Annotated in this window: 18 protein-coding genes and 1 rRNA gene; 12 read left to right on the forward strand and 7 right to left on the reverse strand. The window is 73.5% G+C overall.

The window, feature by feature from the left end:
- Positions 1 to 26 precede the first annotated feature (26 nt).
- The 5 genes from C4U03_RS28945 to C4U03_RS28965 all read left to right on the forward strand — a co-directional run bounded on the left by C4U03_RS28945 (position 27) and on the right by C4U03_RS28965 (position 5,474).
- The gene (locus C4U03_RS28945) at positions 27 to 290 is read left to right on the forward strand and encodes a ubiquitin carboxyl-terminal hydrolase 14 (protein ID WP_103942114.1); all 264 of its coding nucleotides are present in this window, start codon (positions 27 to 29) and stop codon (positions 288 to 290) included.
- Complete coding sequence (locus tag C4U03_RS28950) at positions 290 to 1,816, forward strand: MFS transporter (RefSeq protein ID WP_103942116.1); 1,527 nt, start codon at positions 290 to 292, stop codon at positions 1,814 to 1,816. Before C4U03_RS28945 ends, C4U03_RS28950 begins: the two co-directional genes overlap by 1 nt.
- Positions 1,817 to 1,821: 5 nt before the next feature.
- The gene (locus C4U03_RS28955; RefSeq protein WP_103942178.1) at positions 1,822 to 2,757 is read left to right on the forward strand and encodes a phosphotransferase; all 936 of its coding nucleotides are present in this window, start codon (positions 1,822 to 1,824) and stop codon (positions 2,755 to 2,757) included.
- Between the two features lie 161 nt (positions 2,758 to 2,918).
- Positions 2,919 to 3,821 carry a LysR family transcriptional regulator gene (locus C4U03_RS28960; RefSeq protein ID WP_103942117.1) on the forward strand — a complete coding sequence of 301 codons (903 nt, stop codon included), beginning with the start codon at positions 2,919 to 2,921 and terminating at the stop codon, positions 3,819 to 3,821.
- A 48-nt stretch (positions 3,822 to 3,869) separates the two neighbouring features.
- Positions 3,870 to 5,474 carry a Na+/H+ antiporter gene (locus C4U03_RS28965; RefSeq protein ID WP_103942120.1) on the forward strand — a complete coding sequence of 535 codons (1,605 nt, stop codon included), beginning with the start codon at positions 3,870 to 3,872 and terminating at the stop codon, positions 5,472 to 5,474.
- Between the two features lie 38 nt (positions 5,475 to 5,512).
- Here the strand turns inward: C4U03_RS28965 and C4U03_RS28970 are convergent, their stop codons facing one another.
- The gene (locus tag C4U03_RS28970) at positions 5,513 to 6,421 is read right to left on the reverse strand and encodes an Lrp/AsnC family transcriptional regulator (protein WP_103942121.1); all 909 of its coding nucleotides are present in this window, start codon (positions 6,419 to 6,421) and stop codon (positions 5,513 to 5,515) included.
- Between the two features lie 668 nt (positions 6,422 to 7,089).
- Between C4U03_RS28970 and C4U03_RS28975 the strand changes: the two genes are divergently transcribed.
- The 3 genes from C4U03_RS28975 to C4U03_RS28985 all read left to right on the forward strand — a co-directional run bounded on the left by C4U03_RS28975 (position 7,090) and on the right by C4U03_RS28985 (position 10,944).
- Positions 7,090 to 8,526 carry a GuaB1 family IMP dehydrogenase-related protein gene (locus C4U03_RS28975; protein ID WP_103942123.1) on the forward strand — a complete coding sequence of 479 codons (1,437 nt, stop codon included), beginning with the start codon at positions 7,090 to 7,092 and terminating at the stop codon, positions 8,524 to 8,526.
- 482 nt (positions 8,527 to 9,008) lie between these two features.
- Positions 9,009 to 10,508 (forward strand): LCP family protein, encoded by a 1,500-nt coding sequence (locus tag C4U03_RS28980; RefSeq protein ID WP_103942126.1) that lies wholly within the window; start codon positions 9,009 to 9,011, stop codon positions 10,506 to 10,508.
- 13 nt (positions 10,509 to 10,521) lie between these two features.
- A complete protein-coding gene (locus tag C4U03_RS28985; protein WP_103942128.1) occupies positions 10,522 to 10,944 on the forward strand; it encodes a hypothetical protein in 423 nt (140 codons plus the stop codon).
- A 4-nt stretch (positions 10,945 to 10,948) separates the two neighbouring features.
- Here C4U03_RS28985 and C4U03_RS28990 read toward each other — a convergent pair whose 3' ends face one another.
- Positions 10,949 to 11,359, reverse strand: coding sequence for a DUF5709 domain-containing protein (locus tag C4U03_RS28990; protein WP_103942130.1), 411 nt, complete (start codon positions 11,357 to 11,359; stop codon positions 10,949 to 10,951).
- Positions 11,360 to 11,590: 231 nt separating this feature from the next.
- On the opposite strand from C4U03_RS28990, the gene C4U03_RS28995 reads away from it, so the two are divergent.
- From C4U03_RS28995 to C4U03_RS29005, 3 genes are all read left to right on the forward strand, one after another.
- A complete protein-coding gene (locus C4U03_RS28995) occupies positions 11,591 to 11,884 on the forward strand; it encodes a hypothetical protein (RefSeq protein WP_146087565.1) in 294 nt (97 codons plus the stop codon).
- Between the two features lie 94 nt (positions 11,885 to 11,978).
- Positions 11,979 to 13,034: an enolase C-terminal domain-like protein gene (locus C4U03_RS29000; RefSeq protein WP_103942134.1), complete on the forward strand. Its 1,056-nt coding sequence runs from the start codon at positions 11,979 to 11,981 to the stop codon at positions 13,032 to 13,034.
- Complete coding sequence (locus C4U03_RS29005) at positions 13,031 to 13,612, forward strand: AAA family ATPase (protein WP_103942136.1); 582 nt, start codon at positions 13,031 to 13,033, stop codon at positions 13,610 to 13,612. The genes C4U03_RS29000 and C4U03_RS29005 overlap by 4 nt, the downstream gene beginning before the upstream one ends.
- 143 nt (positions 13,613 to 13,755) lie before the next feature.
- On the opposite strand, the gene C4U03_RS29010 is transcribed toward C4U03_RS29005, so the two are convergent.
- The 4 genes from C4U03_RS29010 to C4U03_RS29025 are packed head-to-tail and all read right to left on the reverse strand — an operon-like array spanning position 13,756 to position 20,436.
- Positions 13,756 to 14,910 carry an acyl-CoA dehydrogenase family protein gene (locus C4U03_RS29010; protein ID WP_103942138.1) on the reverse strand — a complete coding sequence of 385 codons (1,155 nt, stop codon included), beginning with the start codon at positions 14,908 to 14,910 and terminating at the stop codon, positions 13,756 to 13,758.
- The gene (locus C4U03_RS29015) at positions 14,907 to 16,919 is read right to left on the reverse strand and encodes an acetyl/propionyl/methylcrotonyl-CoA carboxylase subunit alpha (protein WP_200827546.1); all 2,013 of its coding nucleotides are present in this window, start codon (positions 16,917 to 16,919) and stop codon (positions 14,907 to 14,909) included. The genes C4U03_RS29010 and C4U03_RS29015 overlap by 4 nt, the downstream gene beginning before the upstream one ends.
- A gap of 29 nt (positions 16,920 to 16,948) precedes the next feature.
- On the reverse strand, positions 16,949 to 18,562 hold the full coding sequence (locus tag C4U03_RS29020) for an acyl-CoA carboxylase subunit beta (protein ID WP_103942142.1): 1,614 nt from the start codon (positions 18,560 to 18,562) through the stop codon (positions 16,949 to 16,951).
- Positions 18,559 to 20,436 carry an acyclic terpene utilization AtuA family protein gene (locus C4U03_RS29025; RefSeq protein ID WP_103942145.1) on the reverse strand — a complete coding sequence of 626 codons (1,878 nt, stop codon included), beginning with the start codon at positions 20,434 to 20,436 and terminating at the stop codon, positions 18,559 to 18,561. The genes C4U03_RS29020 and C4U03_RS29025 overlap by 4 nt, the downstream gene beginning before the upstream one ends.
- A gap of 103 nt (positions 20,437 to 20,539) precedes the next feature.
- Between C4U03_RS29025 and C4U03_RS29030 the strand changes: the two genes are divergently transcribed.
- Positions 20,540 to 21,187, forward strand: a complete 648-nt coding sequence (locus C4U03_RS29030) for a TetR/AcrR family transcriptional regulator (RefSeq protein ID WP_103942147.1) — start codon at positions 20,540 to 20,542, stop codon at positions 21,185 to 21,187.
- Positions 21,188 to 21,390: 203 nt separating this feature from the next.
- Here the strand turns inward: C4U03_RS29030 and rrf are convergent.
- A 5S ribosomal RNA gene (gene rrf, locus C4U03_RS29035) occupies positions 21,391 to 21,507 on the reverse strand.
- Positions 21,508 to 21,570 lie beyond the last annotated feature (63 nt).

The following is a 21,570-nucleotide window of genomic DNA, read 5'->3' on the forward strand; positions in this document are numbered from 1 at the left end:
GGCGCCGCCGTGCGACGATGGCCCCTATGAGCACTTGTGAACACGTTCCCGAGCCGTCCGCGGCCGAGCCCGAGCCGCGCACTCCGCAGGGCTGCCAGGAGTGCCTGCGGGAGGGCAGCTGGTGGGTGCACCTGCGGCTCTGCCTGACCTGCGGGCACGTGGGCTGCTGCGACTCCTCGCCGCAACGGCACGCCTTCAAGCACTACCAGGACACCGGGCACCCGGTCATCCGGTCGTTCGAGCCGGGCGAGCACTGGCGCTGGTGCTTCGCCGACGAACTGATCGTGTGATGCCGGACGTCCGGCTGGCCTCGGCGCCCGGCCGGTGGATCCTGCTGGCGACGGTCCTGGGCTCCGGCGTGGCGCTGCTGGACTCCACGGTCGTCAACGTGGCGCTGCCCGCCGTCGCCCGGGACCTGGGGGCGTCCATGGCCGGCCTGCAGTGGACGGTCAACGCCTACACGCTGACGCTGGCCGGGTTCATCCTGCTGGGCGGCTCGCTGGGCGACCGCTACGGGCGCCGCAGGGTTTTCGTGATCGGCGTGGTGTGGTTCGCCGCCGCCTCCGCCCTGTGCGGGGCGGCCCCGAACATCCCCACGCTGATCGCCGCGCGGGCGCTGCAGGGGGTCGGTGGGGCGCTGCTCACCCCGGGCTCGCTGGCGCTCATCCAGGCGTCCTTCGCCGAGGAGGACCGGCCGCGCGCGGTGGGCGCCTGGTCGGGGCTGGGCGGGATCGCCGGCGCGCTCGGCCCGTTCCTGGGCGGCTGGTTGGTGCAGTCGGCCGGATGGCGCTGGGTGTTCCTGCTGAACGTGCCGCTGGCCGCCGTGGTGGCACTGGTGGCGGTGCGGCACGTGCCCGAGAGCCGCGACCCGGGCGCCCAGGGCCGCTTCGACGTGCTGGGGGCGGCGCTGGCCGCGCTCGCGCTGGCCGGGGTGACCTACGCGCTGACCGAGGCGCCGCAGCGGACGGCGGTTCCGGGGGCGGTGTGGACCGCCGGAGTGGCCGGGATGCTCGCCGGGATCGCGTTCGTCCTGGTAGAACGGGCCCGCTCCGGCGGCCGCGGGCCGCAGCCGATGCTGCCGCCGCGGATCTTCGGCTCCCGGCAGTTCTCCGCGGTCAACGCGGTGACATTCGTGGTGTACGGCGGGATGGGCGTGATGTTCTTCCTGCTGGTGGTGGACCTGCAGGTGGTGGCGGGGTTCTCGCCGGTCGCGGCGGGCGCCGCGCTGCTGCCGGTCACCGTGCTGATGCTGCTGCTGTCGGCGCGGGCGGGGGCGCTGGCCCAGCGGATCGGCCCCCGGTGGCCGATGACGGCGGGCCTGGTGGTGGCCTCGGCCGGGATGCTGCTGGTGGGGCGGATCGACGCGGGCACCTCCTACCTCACCGGCGTGCTGCCCCCGGTGATCGTGTTCGGGCTGGGCCTGTCGGCGGTGGTCGCCCCGCTGACCGCGACCGTGCTGGCCGCCGTGGATCCCGCGCACGCCGGGGTGGCCAGCGGCGTCAACAACGCCGTCGCGCGGGCCGGAGGGCTGCTGGCGGTGGCCGCGATCCCGTCGCTGGCCGGGCTCACCGGCGACGCCTACGACGACCCGGCGGCGTTCTCCGCCGGCTTCCAGGCGTCCCTGCTGGTCTGTGCCGGGCTGCTGGCCCTGGGCGCCGTCCTGACGTTCCTGACGGTCCGGGACGACGCCCTGCGCGCCGCACCGCGCGCGGCCGAGCCGGTGTGCCGGAGCCACTGCGGCATCGGCGCCCCTCCCCTGGAGCCCGACCGGCCCCGCCCGTCGCCTGACCCTCCCGGCGCCGCCTCGGTAACGTGACCGCCGTGAACGGTTCCGCGCCCGCCCCGGCCGAATGGGACGCCGAGCACGCCGTACACGCTGCCGAGGCGGCCGACTTGGTGGGCGCGCAGTTCCCCGCACTGGCCGGGGCACCGGTCGAGCCGCTGGCCACCGGCTGGGACAACACGGTGTTTTTGGTGGGCGGCCGGTGGATCTTCCGGTTCCCGCGCCGGGCGATCGCGGTGCCCGGAGTGGAGCGCGAGATCGCGTACCTGCCGGGGCTGGCGCCGCACCTGCCGCTGCCCGTCCCGGTGCCGGAACTGGCCGGGCGCCCGGCTGGTGGCTTCCCCTGGCCGTTCTGGGGCGCCCGGCACCTGCCCGGCCGGGAACTGGTGGACGCCGGGCTGCCCGATGCCCGCAGGACGGTGGCGGCGGCCGGAGCGGGGGCGTTCCTGCGGGCGCTGCACGACCCCCGGCTGGTGGAGGAGGCGGGCGCGGGGCTGCCCCGCGACCCCCTGCGCCGTGGTGACCCGAGCGTGCGCGTGCCGATGGCCCGCGAACGGCTGGAACGGCTCGCCGGCCAGGGCCTGTGGGAACCCGACGAGGCCGTGACGGACCTGCTGGCCGAGGGCGCGCGGCTGGGGGCGTCCGCGGACCGGCCCGTCGTGTGCCACGGCGACCTGCATCCGCGTCACCTGCTGGTCGGCGAGGACGGACGGGCGGCCGGCGTCATCGACTGGGGCGACCTGTGCCTGGCCGACCCCGCCGTGGACCTCTCGCTGGCCTACAGCGCGTTCACCGGCCCGGCCCGGTCGGCGATGCTGTCGGCCTACGGCCCGGTGAACGCCGAGCGCGAGCTGCGGGCGCGGGTGCTGGCGGTGTTCCTGTGCGCGGCGCTGGCCGAGTACGCGGCCTCAATCGGCCACATGGCAATGTGCCGGGAGACCTTGACCGGGCTCCGCCGGGCCGTCGGCGGCTGACTTGACACACCGTATCTCCACGTCTGTCCGCTTCCCGGACCCCTGGGAGGGCTCCCACCAGCCAGGATGACGCCTTGTCAAACACCTGGTGACCGCAGGACGTCGCCTTCGATTCCGGCTATGTCCAGGACCGCATCGGTTCGTTGCCATACGGTCGAGGCATGAATCTGCGGCAGCTGCGCTATGTGGTGGCGACCGCCGACCACGGCACCATGACGTCGGCGGCCCAGGCGCTCTATGTCGCCCAGCCCGCCCTCTCCCGGGCCGTCCGCGAGCTCGAACGCGAACTCGGTGTGGAGCTGTTCGCCAGGTCCGGGCGCGGCGTCGCGCTGACCACCGTCGGCGAGCAGGTGGTCCGGCAGGCCCGGATCGCTCTGGAGGCCGTCGAGGCCATCGAGGGCCTGACAGTCGCGCGCGCCGACGGGCGCGGGGCCGAGCTGCGGGTGGCCGCCACCCTGGCGCTGGAGGCCGAGCTGACCGGGTGGCTGATCCCCCGCTTCTCCCGCGACCAGCCGGCCGTCCGGATCCGGGCGGTGCGCTGCGCCGGGCGGGAGGCGGTAGCGGCGGCCATCCGGTCGGGCCGAGCCGACCTGGCGCTGACCGACCTGCCGGTGCCCTCGGACCTGGCCGCGCATCCGGTCGAGCACCGTGAGGTGGTGCTGGTGTCCCCGCCGGGCCTGAAGCTGCGCGAGCCGCTGCCGCCCGCGGTGCTGGACGGCATGCCGCTGGTGCTGCCGACCCGGGGCGGGCCTCGGCGCGCCGAACTGGACGCCATGCTGGCCCGGATCGGGGTCAGCCCGGTGGCCGCCGTGGAATCCGACGAGCAGCGCTCCTGGCCGAGCTGGGTGCGGGCCGGGGCGGGCTCCCTGTTGTGGTACCGCAGCGGGCTGGAGGACACTCAGGGGCTGGTGGTCCGCTCCTTCACGCCGCCGCTGAGCCGGATGATCGGGCTGGTGCACGCCCACCGGCGGCTGCCGCCGGTGGCCCGCGACTTCCTGGCGTTCGCCAAGGACGCCGCCCGCGAGCGCCGCAACGGTGACGGCCGGGTCAGGGAACACCTCTAGCCCGCGGCGTGTTCCCCTGCCAGATTCCGATCGGCTGGGGGAGGATGCGTGGACGCGACGCAGGCACTGTGGCTGCTGGCCGTGCCCGTCACGGCGGTGGGCGTGGCCGCGGCGGCCCGCCGGACGAGGGTGCCGGCCCCGCTGGCGCTGGTCGTCGCCGGGCTGCTGGCGGCGATGGTGCCGGGGACGCCGGCGTTCGAGCTGGATCCGGAGTTCGTGCTGTTCGTCTTCCTGCCGCCGCTGCTGTTCTCGGCGGCCTGGGAGAGCTCGCTGCCCAACCTGCGCGAGAACGGCCGGACCATCGCCTATCTGTCGGTCGGGCTGGTGTTGTTCACCGCGCTGGCCGTCGGCTACGCGGCGCACCTGATCGTCCCGGGGCTGCCGCTGCCGGCCGCGTTCGTGCTGGGCGCGATCGTGGCGCCGCCGGACGCGGTCGCGGCGGTGAGCGTGGCCAAACGGCTGGGGCTGCCGCGCCGGGTGGTCACCGTGCTGGTCGGCGAGAGCCTGTTCAACGACGCCACCGCCCTGACGGCCTACCGGATCGCGGTGGTGGCGGTGGGCGGCGCCGGGGTCTCGCTGCTGGACGGCGGCTGGCGGTTCCTGTACGCGGCGCTCGGCGGCGCCCTGATCGGGCTGGTGGCCGGGCCCCCGCTGCACCGGCTGCGCACCCGGCTGCGTGATCCGCTGGTGGAGAACTCGGTGGCGGTGCTGGCCCCGTTCGCCGCGTATCTGGTCGCCGAGGCGGTGCACGCCTCCGGGGTGATCGCGGTGGTGGTCAGCGGGCTGTACCTGGGGCACCGGTTCACCGACTCGCCGCCGGTGACCCGGCTGATCGGCCGCTCGTTCTGGAAGGTGATGATCTTCATCCTGGAGAGCGTGGTCTTCCTGCTGATCGGGCTGCAGCTGCCGGCGGTGCTGGCGGGCGTGTCCGGATGGCATCCGCTGACCCTGGCCTGGTGGGCGGCGGCGGTGTTCGGGGTGGTGGTCGCCGCCCGGTTCCTGTGGGTCTTCGCCACCGCGCCGGTGCCCGCGCTGCTGTCGCGGCGCGGCGGCGCGAACGGGCGGCGGCTGGAGTGGCGGCAGCTGACGGTGATCTCGTGGGCGGGCATGCGCGGGGTGGTGTCGCTGGCGGCCGCCTTCGCCATCCCGCTGAGCACCGCGAGCGGCGCGGCCTTCCCGCAGCGCGACCTGATCAGCTTCCTGACGTTCACCACGGTGCTGGGGACGCTGCTGCTCCAAGGGGCGACGTTCCCGGCGCTGATCCGCCGGCTGGGGATCGGCGGATCGCAGGAGCAGCACGCCGACGCGGTGGCCGAGGCGGGCGCCCAGCACGCCGCCGGGAGCGCCGCCCTGGCACGCTTGGAGACGCTGGCCGCCGCCGAGGGCGAGCGGCTGGACGGCCAGGTGGTGGAGCGGTTGCGGGACCTGGCCGAGTACCGGCGGCTGAGCGCGTGGGAACGGTTGGGCGGCGGCACCGGCCCCGGCGGCGCGGAGGTCCCCACCGCCACCTACCGGCGGCTGCGCAGACAGATGCTGGCGGCCGAGCGGGAGGTGTTCGTCCGCATGCGCGACGAGCGCCGCATCGACGACGAGGTCCTCGACCGGGTCCTGAACGAGCTGGACCTGGAGGAGGTGGCGCTGTCGCGCGACTGACCGGGTCCCGGGGGCCGGCCGGCCCCCGGGACCCGGGGTCAGCCCTCGCCCGGCTTCTCGGGCAGCTCCGCGGCGTAGGACTCCTTGACGACGTGCAGGTGGTGCCAGGACTCGCGCACGGTCGCCCCCGGCACGCTGCGGACGGAGTCCAGGATGCCGACCAGATCCTCCCGCGAGGCGGCCTCGGCCAGCCCCACGATGTCGTAGCGGCCGAATCCGGTGGCCACGTAGCGCACCCCCGGCTGGGCGGCGACCGTCTCGGCCACCCTCCGGACGCCGCCGGCCACCACCAGCCCGAAGCCGCCGAGCTCGGCGGCGCCGAGCGCCAGCGGGTCGGCCAGCCCGGTCACCTGGATCACGCCCGAGCGCATCAGCCGCACCACCCGGGCCCGCGTCGCGGCCTGGGACAGGCCGATGACCTGGGCCAGCCGGGTGTAGGGGGCGCGTCCGTCGCGCTGCAGCTCCTGCAGCAGCCGCCAGTCGATGTCGTCGAGCGCGATGTCGCCGAGCTCGCGTACCACCGAGTGGGCGTCCCGCACGGTGGTCACCGACCGGAACACCTCGGCCGAGCGCACGCCCGGCACCGCCCGCAGCTGGTCCACCTCCGCGGCCAGGGCCGCGTCGTCACGGGTGCGCACCTGCGCCACCAGATCGTACGGTCCGGCGGTGAGCGCGGTGAAGCTGACGCACGGGCGCTCGGCGATGCTCTCGGCGGCCTCCCGCGCCGACCCGTTCACGGTGATCGACACATGGCCGACCGCCTCGGTGCCCACCACCGCGGAGTGCACGATGCCGACGACCCGCACGACCTCCGTCTCGAGCAGGTGCTGCACCCGGGCCCGCACCGCCGTCCGTGACAGCCCCACGCGATCAGCCAGCGCCTGGAACGTGGCCCGGCCATCCCGCTGGAGCTCGCGGACGAGCACGGTGTCGACCGCATCCAGCACGGGTCTCCTCCTCGACTGCAGTGAATCGTTATGTCACCGACCGCAAGATCATTCCATTTTCGGGCGGTAACCCGTCAAATATTGATCTTGATCGTGTTCGCTCCCTCCGGCCGCCGTCGATGCGTCGGGCGCGGTGCCCGCGCGGCGCCGAAAAGCGCGACGCCACCCGGTACGCGACCGTGGCACGGCGCTCCCGTGCGGACCCGCGCGAGCCGGTCTCCGACTCCCAGCGGACCCGCCGCGCGCACGCGGACGGACCCGGCCCGGGCGACGATCGGCACCCGGGCCCGCGCGGCGGGCCGGGCCGTCCCTCGACCGCACCGGGTACCGGCGCCTGACATGCATGCGTCTCTCCCGGTGTTCATCTGTCGCTTCGCCCGGCGGAACGGACGACCGCCTGAGGCACTTGTAAGAAAAGTGCAATGATGCGGCATTTTCGTCAAGTGGTAACGCGAGAACCGGTGAAATCTCACGATCTCGCCTCGCCGCAGGGCATGCAGAACTTCACAAGGCGGTCAAGATCGCCCGTAACGTCACCCCGGCCGCACCCTGCGGCCGGGCCCCGCGAGGCGCACGGGAGGTCAGGGGGCGGGCCGTCCGCGCGGCCGATCCCCATGCCTGCGGCTTCTAGACTGAAACCTCCGACGAGATGGGTGTGAACTGAGACCGTGCGGCTGCTGAACGGTGAGCGCGTCGCTCACGACCTGACCTACAACGACGTCTTCATGGTCCCCCGCCGTTCGGCGGTGGGCTCCCGGCTAGAGGTCGACCTGACCACCACTGACGGCAGCGGGACCACCATCCCGCTGGTGGCGGCCAACATGACCGCGGTGGCGGGCCGCCGGATGGCCGAGACCATCGCCCGGCGCGGCGGCCTGGCCGTCCTCCCGCAGGACATCCCCGCCGAGGTGGTGGCCGACGTCATCGGCTGGGTCAAGCGCCGCCACCTGGTCTTCGACACCGCGATCCGGCTGGCCCCCTCCGGGACCGCCGGGGAGGCGCTGGGGCTGCTGCACAAGCGGGCGCACGGCGCCGTGATCGTGGTCGAGGACGACCGGCCGGTCGGGGTGGTCACCGAGGCCGACTGCCAGGGTGTGGACCGCTTCTCCCAGGTGCGCGACATCATGTCCCGCGACCTGGTCACGCTGCCGGACGCCGTCGACCCGCAAGAGGCGTTCGACCGGCTGCACGAGCGCGGCCACCGGCTGGCCCCGGTGGTGGACGCCGCCGGCCGGCTGACCGGGATCCTGACCCGTACCGGCGCGCTGCGCGCCACCCTCTACACGCCCGCCACCGACGACGCCGGACGGCTGCGGGTCGCCGCCGCCGTCGGGGTCAACGGCGACGTGGCGGGCAAGGCCAAGGCGCTGCTGGAGGCGGGCGCCGACCTGCTGGTGGTGGACACCGCGCACGGCCACCAGGAGAAGATGATCGCCGCGCTGGCCGCGGTGCGCGGGCTGGACCCGTCGGTGCCGGTGGTGGCGGGCAACGTGGTGACCGCCGAGGGGGTCCGCGACCTGGTCGGGGCGGGCGCCGACATCGTCAAGGTCGGGGTGGGCCCCGGCGCCATGTGCACCACCCGGATGATGACCGGGGTGGGCCGGCCGCAGTTCTCGGCGGTGCTGGAGTGCGCGGCCGAGGCCCGCCGGCTGGGCCGCCACATCTGGGCCGACGGCGGGGTCCGTCATCCGCGCGACGTGGCCCTGGCGCTGGCCGCGGGCGCCGCCAACGTCATGGTGGGCTCGTGGTTCGCCGGGACCTACGAGTCCCCCGGCGACGTGCAGCGCTCCGCCGACGGGCGGCTGTACAAGGAGAGCTTCGGGATGGCCTCCGCGCGGGCGGTGCGGCTGCGCACGGCCGACGACTCGCCGTTCGAGCGGGCCCGCAAGGCGCTGTTCGAGGAGGGCATCTCCACCTCCCGGATGTTCCTGGACCCGCGGCGGCCCGGCGTGGAGGACCTGATCGACTCGATCGTGGCGGGGCTGCGCAGCGCCTGCACCTATGCCGGGGCCCGGACCCTGGAGGAGTTCCACGAGCGCGCGCTGGTGGGCGTGCAGAGCTCGTCCGGCTACGCGGAGGGTATGCCGCTGGCCACCAGTTGGTGAGACGGCGGTAGGGCGACGGCGCACCCCAATCAAGCGACACGCCGTAACCATGCTGGCGCAGTCCGCGATTGAACGCGCACGCTTCTCCCCAGGGGCCGATCATCGCCCCTGGGAGGGGGCGGCGTGATGCGTGGCCGGGGAGCCGCCCCGGTGTGTCCGCCAGGCGCGCGCACCGGGGAACACCGCGCGGCACGGTGGTCCGGCCTGGTCCTGGACCCGGCAGGTAAGGATCGCCTCGACCGGATACTGCCACCTGCGGCGCGAGCCGGCCGCCGCCCCCGGACCGCCGGACAGTCCCCACGATCAAGGATTCCGGCCCGGACCGGAACAAGCCCGCCGAATTGCGTATTGTTTCCCACACATGCGCTCAATGCGGTGACAGTTCGCGTTCGGTCCACTACCGCGCAACCCGTCGGCCGGTCTTGCGCGTCCAGTAGATAGGCGGTGGCTTATATCACCGCGCGTGGGGGATCGGAGCTGACATGGCCTGGAAAGCGGTCCGTGGCCGCGGCACCGCGCCCGGGGAGAACCAACCCCCGGACGCGACGGGCGCACGCGGTCTCCCCGGCGCGCTGGGGCTGACGCTCGCCTCGGGCCTGCTGTGGGGGGTGGCCCACCTGTGGGCGGGCCGCCGGGTGGCCGGGATCTTGCTGATGGCCCTGTACACCGCGCTGGTGACCGTGACGGTGGTCGCGGTGACCCTCTTCAGGCCGGAGCTGACCGGCCTGGCCGTCCAGTCGGACTGGCTGACCCGGATCACCGCGGGGCTGCTCACGCTGGGCATCGTGTGGGCCGCCGTGGTGATCCGCTCGTACCAGATCGCGCGGCCCTTCGACCGGACCGCGTTCACCCGCACCGTCGGGGCCACCGCCGTAGCCGTGCTGTGCGTGCTGGTGTCGCTGCCGCTGGTGTGGGCCGCTCACCTCGCCCAGGTCTCCAACGACACCCTGTCGAGCATCTTCCAGGCCGGCGGCAACGGCCGCGAGATCGACCGCAAGGACCCCTGGAACGGGCAGCGGCGGGTCAACGTGCTGCTGCTCGGCGGGGACGCCGGCCCCAACCGGGTCGGGGTGCGCACCGACAGCATGACGCTGGCCAGCGTGGACACCCACACCGGCGATACCGTCCTGCTCAGCCTGCCGCGCAATCTGGAGAGCTTCCCGATGCCGCCCGGGCCCGCCCGCGACCGGTTCCCCTACGGGTTCACCGGCGACGGGCCGCAGACCCCGGGACTGCTCAACGAGGTCTACGAGTACGCCGAGAACCACCCCGACGTCGTTCCCGGCGTCCCCAAGAAGCAGCGCGGCCCCGAGCTGATCAAGGGCACCTTCGCCGGGATCCTGGGCGTGCCGGTGGACTACTACATCCTGGTCGACATGCAGGGCTTTGCCGACCTCATCGACGCGATGGGCGGGGTGCGGCTGACCGTCCCCGAGGACATCGTCTACGGCAGGCTCGGCGAGGGCCGGGTCAAGGCCGGCACCCGCACGCTGTCGGGCAAAGAGGCCCTCTGGTACGGCCGCTCGCGCACCAACAGCGACGACTACGTCCGGATGGGGCGGCAGAAGTGCCTGCTGCGGGCCGTTGCCCGGCAGGCCGACCCACAGCGGGTGCTGACCCGCTTCGACCAACTGGCCGAAGCCGCCCGCCGGGCGGTCTCCACCGACATCCCGGCCGAGCTGCTGCCGGCCTTCGTCAAGTTGTCGAGCCGGATGCGGGACGGCGCCACGATCAACAGCCTGCAGTTCGTGCCGCCGCTGATCAGCACCGGCAACCCCGACTTTGACCTGATCAAGTCGCTGACCGCCAAGGCCATCGCCGCCAGCGAGAAGGGCGCCACCGCCACCCCCTCGCCGTCACCGTCCTCGTCGCGGTCGGCCACCCCGCGCCCGCACGCCTCCTCCTCTCCGCACGCCTCCTCCTCGCCGGACGCCCGCGACCAGGCCAAGCCGGTCTCGCTGGACGAGTCCTGCCCGTCCTGACGGGCTCGGCGGCATGGAGCGCCGGCACCGCCTCCGCCAGATCGTCAACGTCGCCAACCTGTCCACGCCGCTGGGCGTGCTGCTGGCGCGGACCGGCACCGGCGGCCTGCGGCGCGGGCCGCAGGGGCTGCTGATCGGCACCGGCTACCGGCTGCCGCTGCCGGTCGCGCCCGCGTTCACGGTGGGCAACGTAGTGCTGGTCCGGGGGGACGGCTCGGTACTGGAGCGGCGGCCCCGGCTGCTGGCGCACGAGGCCCGCCACGCCACCCAGTACGCCTGCTGCCTGGGGCCCCTCATGATCGTCCTCTATCTGGCGGGTGCGGGCCTGTCGATGGCGCTGTGCGGCGACCACGCCTCCTACAACCCGTTCGAGCGTCTGGCCGGCCTGGAGGACGGCGGCTACACCAAGCGCCCGCTGCGCTTCACCCGCCACTGAGCGCTCAGCTCGGATCGATGCGCATCGCCTGCTCCTCGGCCGTGTAGCCGCCGAAGTCGGGCCCGACATCCCGGGCGACGCTGTCCTTCTCGGTGTCGGGGCGGACGCCCTCGTCCTCCTCAACGATCCGCCCGGCCGCCTGGGAGGTGTCGACCGGCCGTTCGCCGAAGTCGGGCTGCTCCCTGGACAGCTTGAGGTCCATCGGCTCGCCCTCGGCCTGCTCCTCGGCCGTGGTCCCCCACTCGTCGACGGCCACCGGCTGGTCGCCGGGCAGCGGCATCTCGCTCGGGTCCACGGCCCGCTGCTGCTCCGGGGTGCCCTCCTGCAGATCCGGTATGCCCTCGTCCTCGAAACGGGAGTGCGGATCGGGCTCGGGCCGGTTCCGGGGCTGCGGCTGGTGATCGGGCTGGGTCATGGCGTCCCCCTTTCGTGTCTTCTGCCGGTGAAGGCCTCTACCCGCGCTGCGGCGATCAATCGTCCGGGCACCCGTCCGGTGCCGGCGCCAGCGGCGCGGGACACGGACGACCCGCGGGCGGGGCTCCGCAATCTCGCCCGGCTCATCCCAATTTGTCCGGAACGGCGAACTTCGGCGGCCCAGCCCGCGTCGAACCTCCATGAAGACCCGCACAACCACAGGGGGATGTCCATGGCACCGACGAGCAGCGAGGAGCACGCCGACCTCGCCCATCTCGACGACCTGAGCGAGGAGCTGACCGGTCGCGGTCACCTCACCATGATCGTCACCGACGGGACGCCCCGCCTGAACGTGCTCGACCGCACCGACCCCGACCGCTACGGCACCGTGATCTGCGAGCGCGGCAGCGAGGACGACCTCTGGTTCTGGTGGTCGTGGGCCGACCGAATCGCCCCCGTCACCGACCTGCGGCGCGCTGCGGCCGTCATCGACCGGACGCTGAGCAGCGCCGACGCCGCGGCCTGAGCCGCCCCGCCCGGCCCGGTCGCCGTCCGTTCCGGTCCTCCCGAGGGGGGATCATGGAAGGTGGACGCAACAGACGACCGGGAAGGCGGGTGCAGTGCCGAGGGTCCAGGGCTGTCAGGCCTTCCGGGTGACGATGCCGCGCGGGCGGCGGCCGCAGAGCATCCTGGTCAGGCTGACCGGCGAGGACGGCACGGTGGGCTGGGGAGAGGTGGCCTTTCCCGAGCCCCCCGACTCGACCTGGGCCGACATCGAGGAACGGCTCGCCCCGGCGCTGCTGGGGCTGGACTGGGAACGGCCCGAGGACGTGTCGGCCACCTCCGAGTTCGGCACCCGGCGGGCGGCCGCCGCCGTGGACATCGCCTGCTGGGACCTGTGGTGCCGGATCCGGGGCCTGCCCCTGGCGCACGCCCTCGGCGGCACCCGCACCTCCATCGTGACCGGCGTCCGCATCGACACCGAGCCGTTCCTCCTGGAGACCCTGGTGACCCGGGCCAACCAGGCGGTGGGCGGCGGCCACACCCGGGTCACGCTCCGGGTCCGGCCCGGCTGGGACATCGAGCCGGTACGCGCCGTCCGGGCTGCCTACCCGGCGCTGGCCGTGGTGGCCGACGCCGGCGGCTCCTACACCGAGTCGGCCGAGCACCTCGACGCCCTGCAGGCCCTAGACGCCTACGGGCTGCTGGCGCTCCAACGGCCCTTCCCCACCGGCGACCTGGCCGCCCACGCCCGGCTCCAGCAGCGGCTCACCACCGCCCTATGCCCGGAAATCGGCGACCTGGACATGCTCGACGCCGCCATCGAGCAACAGGCCGGCCGCGCACTGGGCCTGGACGTCAGCCGCCTCGGCGGGCTGACCGCCGCGCGCGGCGCGCACGACCGCGCCTACTCCGCCGGCTGGGACGTGTGGTGCGTCGGGTCCGGCTCCTTCGGCATCGGCCAGGCCGCCGCGGTGGCGGTGGCCGCGCTGCCGGGCTGCACGCTGCCCAGTGACGTCACCGACCCGGCGGGCGGCCCGGCCTTCGTGTCGCCGCCGGTCCGCTCCTCCGGCGGCGTGGTCGGGGTGCCGCTCACCCAGCCCGGCCTCGGCCATGAGGTCGACGAGGACCGCATCGCCCGGCTGGCCACCGACACCCTGCGGATCCCGGCGTGACCGCCCCCGCCGCGGTCTGGGTGGTCGCGGGACCGCCCGGCAGCGGCAAGACCACCGTCGCCGACGCCCTGCTGGCACGCCTGCGTCCCGTTCCCGCCCTGCTGGACAAGGACACCATGTACGGCCCGTTCGTCGCCGCCACCCTCGCCGCGCACGGACGCGACCCGGGAGAGCGCGAGGGCCCCTGGTACGACGAGCACATCAAGCGCCACGAGTACGCCGGGATGGCCGCCGCCACCCGCGAGATCCGCTCCCACGGCTGCCCGGTGCTGCTGTCCGGCCCGTTCACCGGCCAGATCCACGACACCGGGCGCTGGCACGCCTGGGTCGGGGAGCTGGGCGGCCCGCCGGTGCACCTGGTGTGGATCCGCACCGATCCCGAAACCCTGCACCACCGTCTCACCGCCCGCGCCCTGCCCCGCGACGCGGGCAAGCTGGCCGCCTTCGACGCCTTCCTCGCCCGCATGCGCCCCGGCGTCCCGCCTCCGGTCCCGCACCTGGAGGTCGACAACCGCCTGTCCGCATCCCCGGCCCTCGCCGACCGGCTCGACAGGCTCGTGGCCGCGACGACCTCCTGACCCCGCCCTCCACCGGTACGCCGTCGGCGCCGCACAGCCGGCCGGCACACCGCCGCCCCGGCCACCGGACGGGCCGCCCCGGCCACCGGACGGCAGGCGATCGGACCACCGGGAGGACGCGGTCCCGGCGGTCCGGGCCGCCGTCAGTAGGACTTGGGCAGGCCCAGGGAGTGCTGGGCGACGAAGTTGAGGATCATCTCCCGGCTCACCGGGGCGATGCGCATCAGGCGGACCACGCCGGCCAGCATCCCGACGCCGTACTCGGTGGTCAGGCCGTTGCCGCCGTGGGTCTGGATGGCCTGGTCGACGCAGTGGACCGCGGCCTCGGCGGCGGCGTACTTGGCCATGTTGGCGGCCTCGCCCGCGCCCATGTCGTCACCGGAGTCGTATAGCCAAGCGGCCTTCTGCCCCATCAGCCGGGCCAGCTCCAACTCCACCTTGGCGGCGGCCAGCGGGTGCGCCAGGCCCTGGTGGGCGCCGATCGGCACCTTGAACACCTGCCGCTCCCTGGCGTAGGAGACGGCCTTGTCCAGCGCGAGCCGGCCGATCCCGGCGCCCATCGCGGTGGCCATGATCCGCTCGGGGTTGAGCCCGGCGAACAGCTGCAGCAGCCCGCCGTCCTCCTCGCCGACCAGCGCCTCGTACGGCAGCCGGACCTCGTCGAGATGGCAGATGAACTGCTTCTCCGGGGAGACGATCTCCATCTCGATGGGCGTCCAGGTGAAGCCGGGCGCGTCGGTCGGCACGATGAACAGCGAGGGCCGCAGATTACCCTTCTGGTCCTCGGTGCGGCTGACGAACAGCACCGCGTCGGCCTCGTCCACCCCGGAGATGAAGGTCTTCTGTCCGCTCAGCACCCAGCCGTCGCCGTCGCGGCGGGCCTGGGTGGTGATGCAGTGGGCGTTGGACCCGGCGTCCGGCTCGGTGATCGCGAACGCCATCTTGACCGACCCGTCGGCGAACCGCGGCAGCCAGTGCTTCTTCTGCCCCTCGGTGCCGGACCGGGCGATGATCGTGGCGCAGATCGCCGGGGAGACCACCATCAGCAGCAGCGGGCAGCCGGCCGCGGCCAGTTCCTCGCAGACGGCCGCCAGATCGCCGATGCCGCCGCCCCCGCCGCCGTACTCCTCGGGGACGTTGACCCCGAGATAGCCGAGCGCGGCGGCCTCGTTCCACAGCTCGTCGGTCTTCTCCCCCGCCTTGGCCTTGGCGACGTAGTAGGACGGCCCGTACTTGGCGCCCAGCTCCGCCACGGCCGCCCGCAGCGCCCGCCGCTCCTCGGACTCGATGAAGCTCACTGGTGGTTCTCCTCCGTGATGACGGCGAGGACGGCACCGGCCTCGACCTGCTGTCCCGCACTGACGTTGAGCTCGGTGACGACTCCGGCGGACGGGGCGGCGATGCGGTGCTCCATCTTCATCGCCTCCAGCACCACCAGGGCCTGCCCGGCGGTGACGGCCGCACCCCGCTCCACCTCGACCCGCACGACGGTGCCGGGCATCGGCGCCACCAGCGAGCCGGGCGCGATCCGGACGCTGGGGTCGGTGAAACGCGGCAGCGCCCGCAGCGCGACCGGCCCCAGGTCGGAGTCCACGTACACGGCGTCGCCCACCCGCCGCACCGCGAAGTCCCGGCGCACCCCGTCCGCCTCCAGCGTGACGACGGGACCGGCGGCCAGGCAGGCCACGCCGGAGTGCCCCTCGGCGACCAGGCCGTCGCGGGTGAATCGGTAGGCGACCTCGATCTCGCCGTCCGCCCCCTGGTAGGACTTGCGCTGCGGCTGCGAGGGGACGTTGCGCCAGCCGGAGGGCAGCCCGCCCAGCACGGTCGCGGCCTTCCGGTTGGCGTCGGCGTCGGCCAGCGCGGCGGCCAGGGCCGACAGGCGGACGGCGTCGCCGTCGGCCAGCGGCGCGGTCAGGTCGGCCGTCGCGCCGGCGCACGCCGGGACCTGGCCGGTACCGCGGTTGAACGGGGGGTGCCGGTCGAGGTAGGCGGTGTCGGTCTCCCCGGCCAGGAAGCACGGCTCGGTGAGGATCCGCACCAGCAGTTCGCGGTTGGTCGTCAGTCCGTGGACGCGGGCGTCCCGCAGCGCCGCCGCGAGCCTGCGCGCCGCCGCCGCCCGCGTCGGAGCCCAGGCGATCACCTTGGCGAGCATCGGGTCGTAGTGGATCCCGACCTCGCCGCCGCTCTCCACCCCGCTGTCCAGGCGCAGCCCGTACGAGGCGGGCACCGCGAACCGCGCGTCCACCCCCGGCACCTCGAAGGTGTGCAGGGCGCCGCTCGACGGCCGCCAGTCCTGCGTGGGATCCTCCGCGTACAGGCGGACCTCGATCGCGTGCCCGCGCGGCTCGGGCGGCCGTGGCGCGAGCCGGGCGCCCTCGGCCACCTCGATCTGCAGCCGGACGAGGTCCACTCCGTGGACGCATTCGGTGACCGGATGCTCGACCTGCAACCGGGTGTTGACCTCTAGGAAGAAGAAGCGCCCGTCCGGGGCGAGCAGGAACTCCACCGTCCCCGCCCCCACGTAGCCGATGGCGCGGGCCGCTTCGACGGCCGCCGCGCAGAGCCGGGCGCGCAGCTCCGGCCCGACGGCGGCGGACGGGGCCTCCTCGACGATCTTCTGGTGGCGCCGCTGGATGGAGCACTCCCGCTCCCCCAACGCCCACACGGTGCCGTGCCGATCCGCCAGCACCTGCACCTCGATGTGCCGGGCGGCTCCCAGCAGCGGCTCGCAGAACACCGTCGGATCGCCGAAGGCCGACTGCGCCTCCCGCGCCGCGCCGGCCACCGCATCCGGCAGTCCGGCGAGCGTGCCGACGACCCGCATCCCCCGGCCGCCGCCGCCCGCCGCCGCCTTCACCAGGATCGGCAGATCGTCCTCGGTCACCGCGTCGGGATCCAGCTCGGGCAGTACGGGCACGCCCGCGTCCGCCATCAGCTTCTTGGCGGCGACCTTGGACCCCATGGCCTCGATCGCCTCCGGCGGCGGCCCCACCCAGGTCAGCCCGGCGTCCCGCACGGCGCGGGCGAAGGCGGCGTTCTCCGACAGGAACCCGTACCCGGGATGGATCGCGTCCGCCCCGGCCGCCACCGCCGCCTCGACGATCAGGTCGCCGCGCAGGTACGTCTGCGCCGGCGCGGCGCCCGGCAGCCGCACGGCGCGGGCGGCGTCCCGGACGTGCGGCGCCCCCGCGTCCGCGTCGGAGAACACCGCGACGGTGCCGATGCCCAGATCACGGCAGGTCCGGAAGACCCGGCGGGCGATCTCCCCCCGGTTGGCCACCAGCAGCGTGCCGATCGCTTCCATCTCGCTCCTGTTCATCTGGTGGACCCGCCTCACATCCGGAAGACACCGAAGCCGTCGGCTCCGCGCACCGGAGCGTTGTGGATCACCGACAGGCACAGCCCCAGCACGGTACGGGTGTCGCGCGGGTCGATCACCCCGTCGTCGTACAGCCGCCCGGACAGGAAGAACGGCAGCGACTCGGCCTCGATCTGGGCCTCCACCATCTCCCGCATGGCCCGGTCGGCGTCCTCGTCGTAGGCCTGCCCCCGCGCCTCGGCGGCGGCGCGCGCCTCGGCGGCGGCGCGCGCCACGATCGACAGCACCCCGGCCAGCTGCTGCGGGCCCATCACCGCGGACTTGGCGCTCGGCCAGGTGAACAGGAACCGCGGGTCGTAGGCCCGGCCGCACATGCCGTAGTTGCCAGCCCCGTACGAGGCGCCCATCATGATCGAGATGTGCGGCACCCGGCTGTTGGCCACCGCGTTGATCATCAGCGCGCCGTGTTTGATGATGCCGCCCTGCTCGTACTCCTTGCCGACCATGTAGCCGGTGGTGTTGTGCAGGAACAGCAGCGGGGTGTCGGCCTGGTTGGCGAGCTGGATGAACTGGGCGGCCTTCTGCGCCTCGGCGCTGAACAGCACGCCCTGTGCGTTGGCCAGGATCCCGATCGGGTAGCCGTGCAGCCGCGCCCACCCGGTGACCAGGCTGGTCCCGTACAGCGGCTTGAACTCGTCGAACTGCGAGCCGTCCACGATCCGGGCGATGACCTCCCGGGGATCGAACGGCACCTTCAGGTCCTCCGGGACGATCCCGGCCAGTTCCTCGGCGTCGTAGCGGGGCTCGGTCACCGGGCCGGGCGCCGGGCCGAGCCGGCGGTGGTTGAGCCGCGCCACGATCTGCCGGCCCAGCCGCAGCGCGTCCGCCTCGTCGACGGCCATGTAGTCGGCCAGCCCGGAGGTCCTGGCGTGCATTTCGGCGCCGCCCAGCTCCTCGTCGTCGGACTCCTCGCCGGTGGCCATCTTCACCAGCGGCGGCCCGCCGAGGAACACCTTGGCGCGCTCCTTGACCATCACCACGTGGTCGCACATGCCCGGAATGTACGCCCCGCCCGCCGTGGAGTTGCCGAACACCAGCGCGATCGTCGGGATGCCCGCCGCCGACAGCCGGGTCAGGTCCCGGAACATCCGCCCGCCCGGGATGAAGATCTCCTTCTGGGTGGGCAGGTCGGCGCCCCCGGACTCCACCAGGTTGATCACCGGCAGCCGGTTCTCCAGCGCGATGTCGCTGGCCCGGAAGCTCTTCTTGACCGTCCACGGGTTGCTGGACCCGCCCCGTACGGTGGGGTCGTTGGCGACGATCATGCACTCGACGCCTTCGACCACGCCGATGCCGGTCACCACGCTGGCGCCCACCGGGAAGTCGCTGCCCCAGGCGGCCAGCGGGCTCAGCTCCAGGAACGGCGCGTCCGGGTCCACCAGCAGCTCGATGCGCTCGCGGGCCAGCAGCTTGCCGCGCCGGCGATGCCGCTCGACGTACTTGTCGCCGCCGCCGGCCAGCGCCTTGGCGTGCTCGGCGTCCAGCTCGGCGAGCTTGGCCAGCATGGACTCCCGACGCCGCCGGTACTCGGGGTCGTGGGGGTCGAGCGTACTGGTCAGGGCGCTCACAGAATCGCCTCCGGAAGATCGACGAGACGGGAACGCAGCCATTCGCCGAGGGCCTTGCCCTGCGGATCGAAGCGGGTCGAGGCCGACACTCCTTCCTGCAGGAGCCCCTCGACCACGAAGTTGACCGCGCGGAGGTTGGGCAGCACATACCGGGTGACCGTGAGCTCCCGGGTCTCCGGCAGGAGCTCCCCGAGGCGTTCCACGGTCAGGAAGTGCGCGAGCCAGCGCCACTGCGGGTCGGTGCGGGCCCACACGCCGATGTTGGCGTCACCGCCCTTGTCGCCGCTGCGCGCACCCGCGACCCTGCCCAGGGGCACCCTCACCGACCGGCCGGAGCCGTCCCAGGGCTCGGGCAGCCCCTCGTCCGATGGCGGACCGCCCGGCGGCGCCTCGGCCCGTCCGCCGGTTGCCGCGTCCGCCCCCGACCCGGCATCCGTGCCGGGCTGTGCGTTCGGCTCCGCATCCGTCCCGGGCGGTAGGCCCGACTCCTCGTACGCTCTAGGCCGGGTGCCCGGATCCGCGTCGGAGCAGCGGTCCGAGGACGGCGAGGGCGGAATCGGGACGCGGGTGCCGTCCGGCAGGACCGCGATGTGGTCGATCTCCGCGCTGTCGACGTAGGCGGGTGTGTAGACCCCGTACGGCGCGCCCTTGCCTGGAGGGGACGTCATCGAGAACCCGGGGTACCCGGCGAGGGCCATCTCAACGGCGGCGTTGCTGAAGGCTCGTCCCACCCTGCCCTCGGACGGGTCCAGCACAGCGCAGCGCAGCAGTGCCGTGGCCGCTCCCTGGGTCGCCGGATCGGTCCCGGGCGTACCGATGAGCGTCCACTCCACCCGGCGCGGGCGGGCGTCGCCGAACGCCGCCTCCATCTGTGCCTTGGCCAGCTCGGCCTTGGCCTCGATGTCGAGCCCGGTGAGCACGAACGTCATCTCGTTGCGGAAGCCTCCCAGATGGTTGAGGCACACCTTGGCCGTCGAAGGCGGCGGCTCGCCCCTGACCCCGGTGATCCGCACCCGGTCGGGTCCCTCCTGGGCCAGCTCGATCGTGTCGAACCTCGTGGTGACATCGGGACCGGCGTAGCGCCGCCCGCCGATCTCGTACAGCAGCTGGGCGGTGACCGTCTCGGTCGTGACCGCGCCGCCCGTCCCCTCGTGCTTGGTGATGACGCTGGATCCGTCCGGATGGATCTCCGCGATCGGGAACCCGGCATGGCGCAGGTCTCCCACCTCCCGGAAGAACGCGTAGTTGCCGCCGGTGGCCTGGGCGCCGCATTCCAGAACGTGCCCGGCGACGGTGGCCCCGGCGAGCGCGTCCCAGTCGTCGCGCTGCCAGCCGAAGCGGGCGGCGGCCGGCCCGGTCACCAGCGAGGCGTCGGTCACCCGGCCGGTCACGACAATGTCCGCCCCGCCGCGCAGGCACTCGGCGATGCCCCACGCCCCCAGGTAGGCGTTGGCGGTCAGCGGATCCCCGTACCGAGTGTCGGCAAACCCCAGCTCCTTGGCCCGTCCGAGCAGGTCGTCCCCCTCCAGGTGGGCGACCCTGACGTCCAGGCCGAGCCGTTCGGCCAGCTCGCGCAGTCGGTCGGCCAGCCCCCTCGGGTTGAGCCCGCCCGCGTTGGTGACGATCCTGGTGCCGCGCTCGACGGCCAGGCCGAGGGCGTCCTCCATCTGCCGCAGGAACGTCGTGGCGTACCCGGCGCCGGGGTCCTTGAGCCTGCCCCGGCCCAGGATCAGCATGGTCAACTCGGCAAGATAGTCACCGGTGAGCACGTCCAGCGGGCCGCCCTCCAGCATCTCGCGGACCGCGGTGAAGCGATCCCCGTAGAAGCCCGAGGCGTTGCCGATCCGCAGCGGCGCTCCCTGCGCGTGGGTCATGGCTGCACCCTGCCAGCCACCCGGGAAAAAATCAATCATGCATGATTGTTTTGCTCGGTCGCCCTCTGGTTCACTCGGGGACATCGACCGAGCAGAGGACGGCATGACGCCCCAGGCACTTCCCCGCGAGCCCCGGCAGGACCGCAGCCGGGCCACCCGGCGACGTCTGCTGGAGGCCGCCATCGACTGCCTGGCCTCCGTCGGCTGGGCCGGCACCACCGTGACGGTGGTGGCCGAACGGGCCGGGGTCTCCCGGGGAGCCGCCCAGCACCACTTCCGCACCCGTGAGGAGCTGGTCACCGCTGCGGTCGAGTACGGCTCCGACGTCCGCATGCGGCAGATGCGCGCTCGTCTGGACGCCCTCGCCGATGCCCGCCCCAGCACACTGGAGGTGGTCACCATGCTCGGCGAGCTGTACACCAGCCCCCTGTTCCGGGCCGCTCTGCAACTGTGGGTCGCCGCCAGTTCCGACGACCAGCTCAAGGCCCAGGTCCTCCCGCTGGAGGTCAGAGTGGGACGCGAGGCCCACCGCCTCACCGTCGAGGCCCTGAACGCCGACGAGTCTGTACCGGGCGTGCGCGAAACCGTCCAGGCCACCTTGGACCTGGTCCGCGGCTTGGGCTTGGCCGACCTGCTCACCGACGACTCGGCCCGCCGCACCCGCCTGCTGACCCAATGGGCCCGGACTCTGGATGCCGTCCTCACCGAGGCCTCACAGGCTTCTCGGAAGGAAGACAGCGAGTCCGTCTAAGCTTCCGCCTCCGGCACATAGACCGGAGCAGTGTCCCGGGCGGCCATTTCCATCCAGGCGTTCCTGTCCAGAGGAACCGTCCGGCAGCGGGTGCCGGCTTCTGGCTGGAAAACCATCAACGGCAAGGTAGGAAAAGGGGTCCGGATATGGGTCGGGGCCCGTCCTGGATCACTCCAGACGGGCCCCGACCACTGTAGGTATGTGTCCGGCGGTGTCCTACTCTCCCACACAGTCTCCCATGCAGTACCATCGGCGCTGGAGGGCTTAACTACCGGGTTCGGAAAGAGACCGGGTGTTTCCCCTCCGCCATAACCACCGGAACGCCTCACCCCTGCACCCCCAGACCGGCAATCCGGCCCAACAGCACGGGAAACTCTGTGGCG

Source organism: Thermomonospora echinospora (assembly GCF_900108175.1).
Lineage (GTDB): Bacteria > Actinomycetota > Actinomycetes > Streptosporangiales > Streptosporangiaceae > Thermomonospora > Thermomonospora echinospora.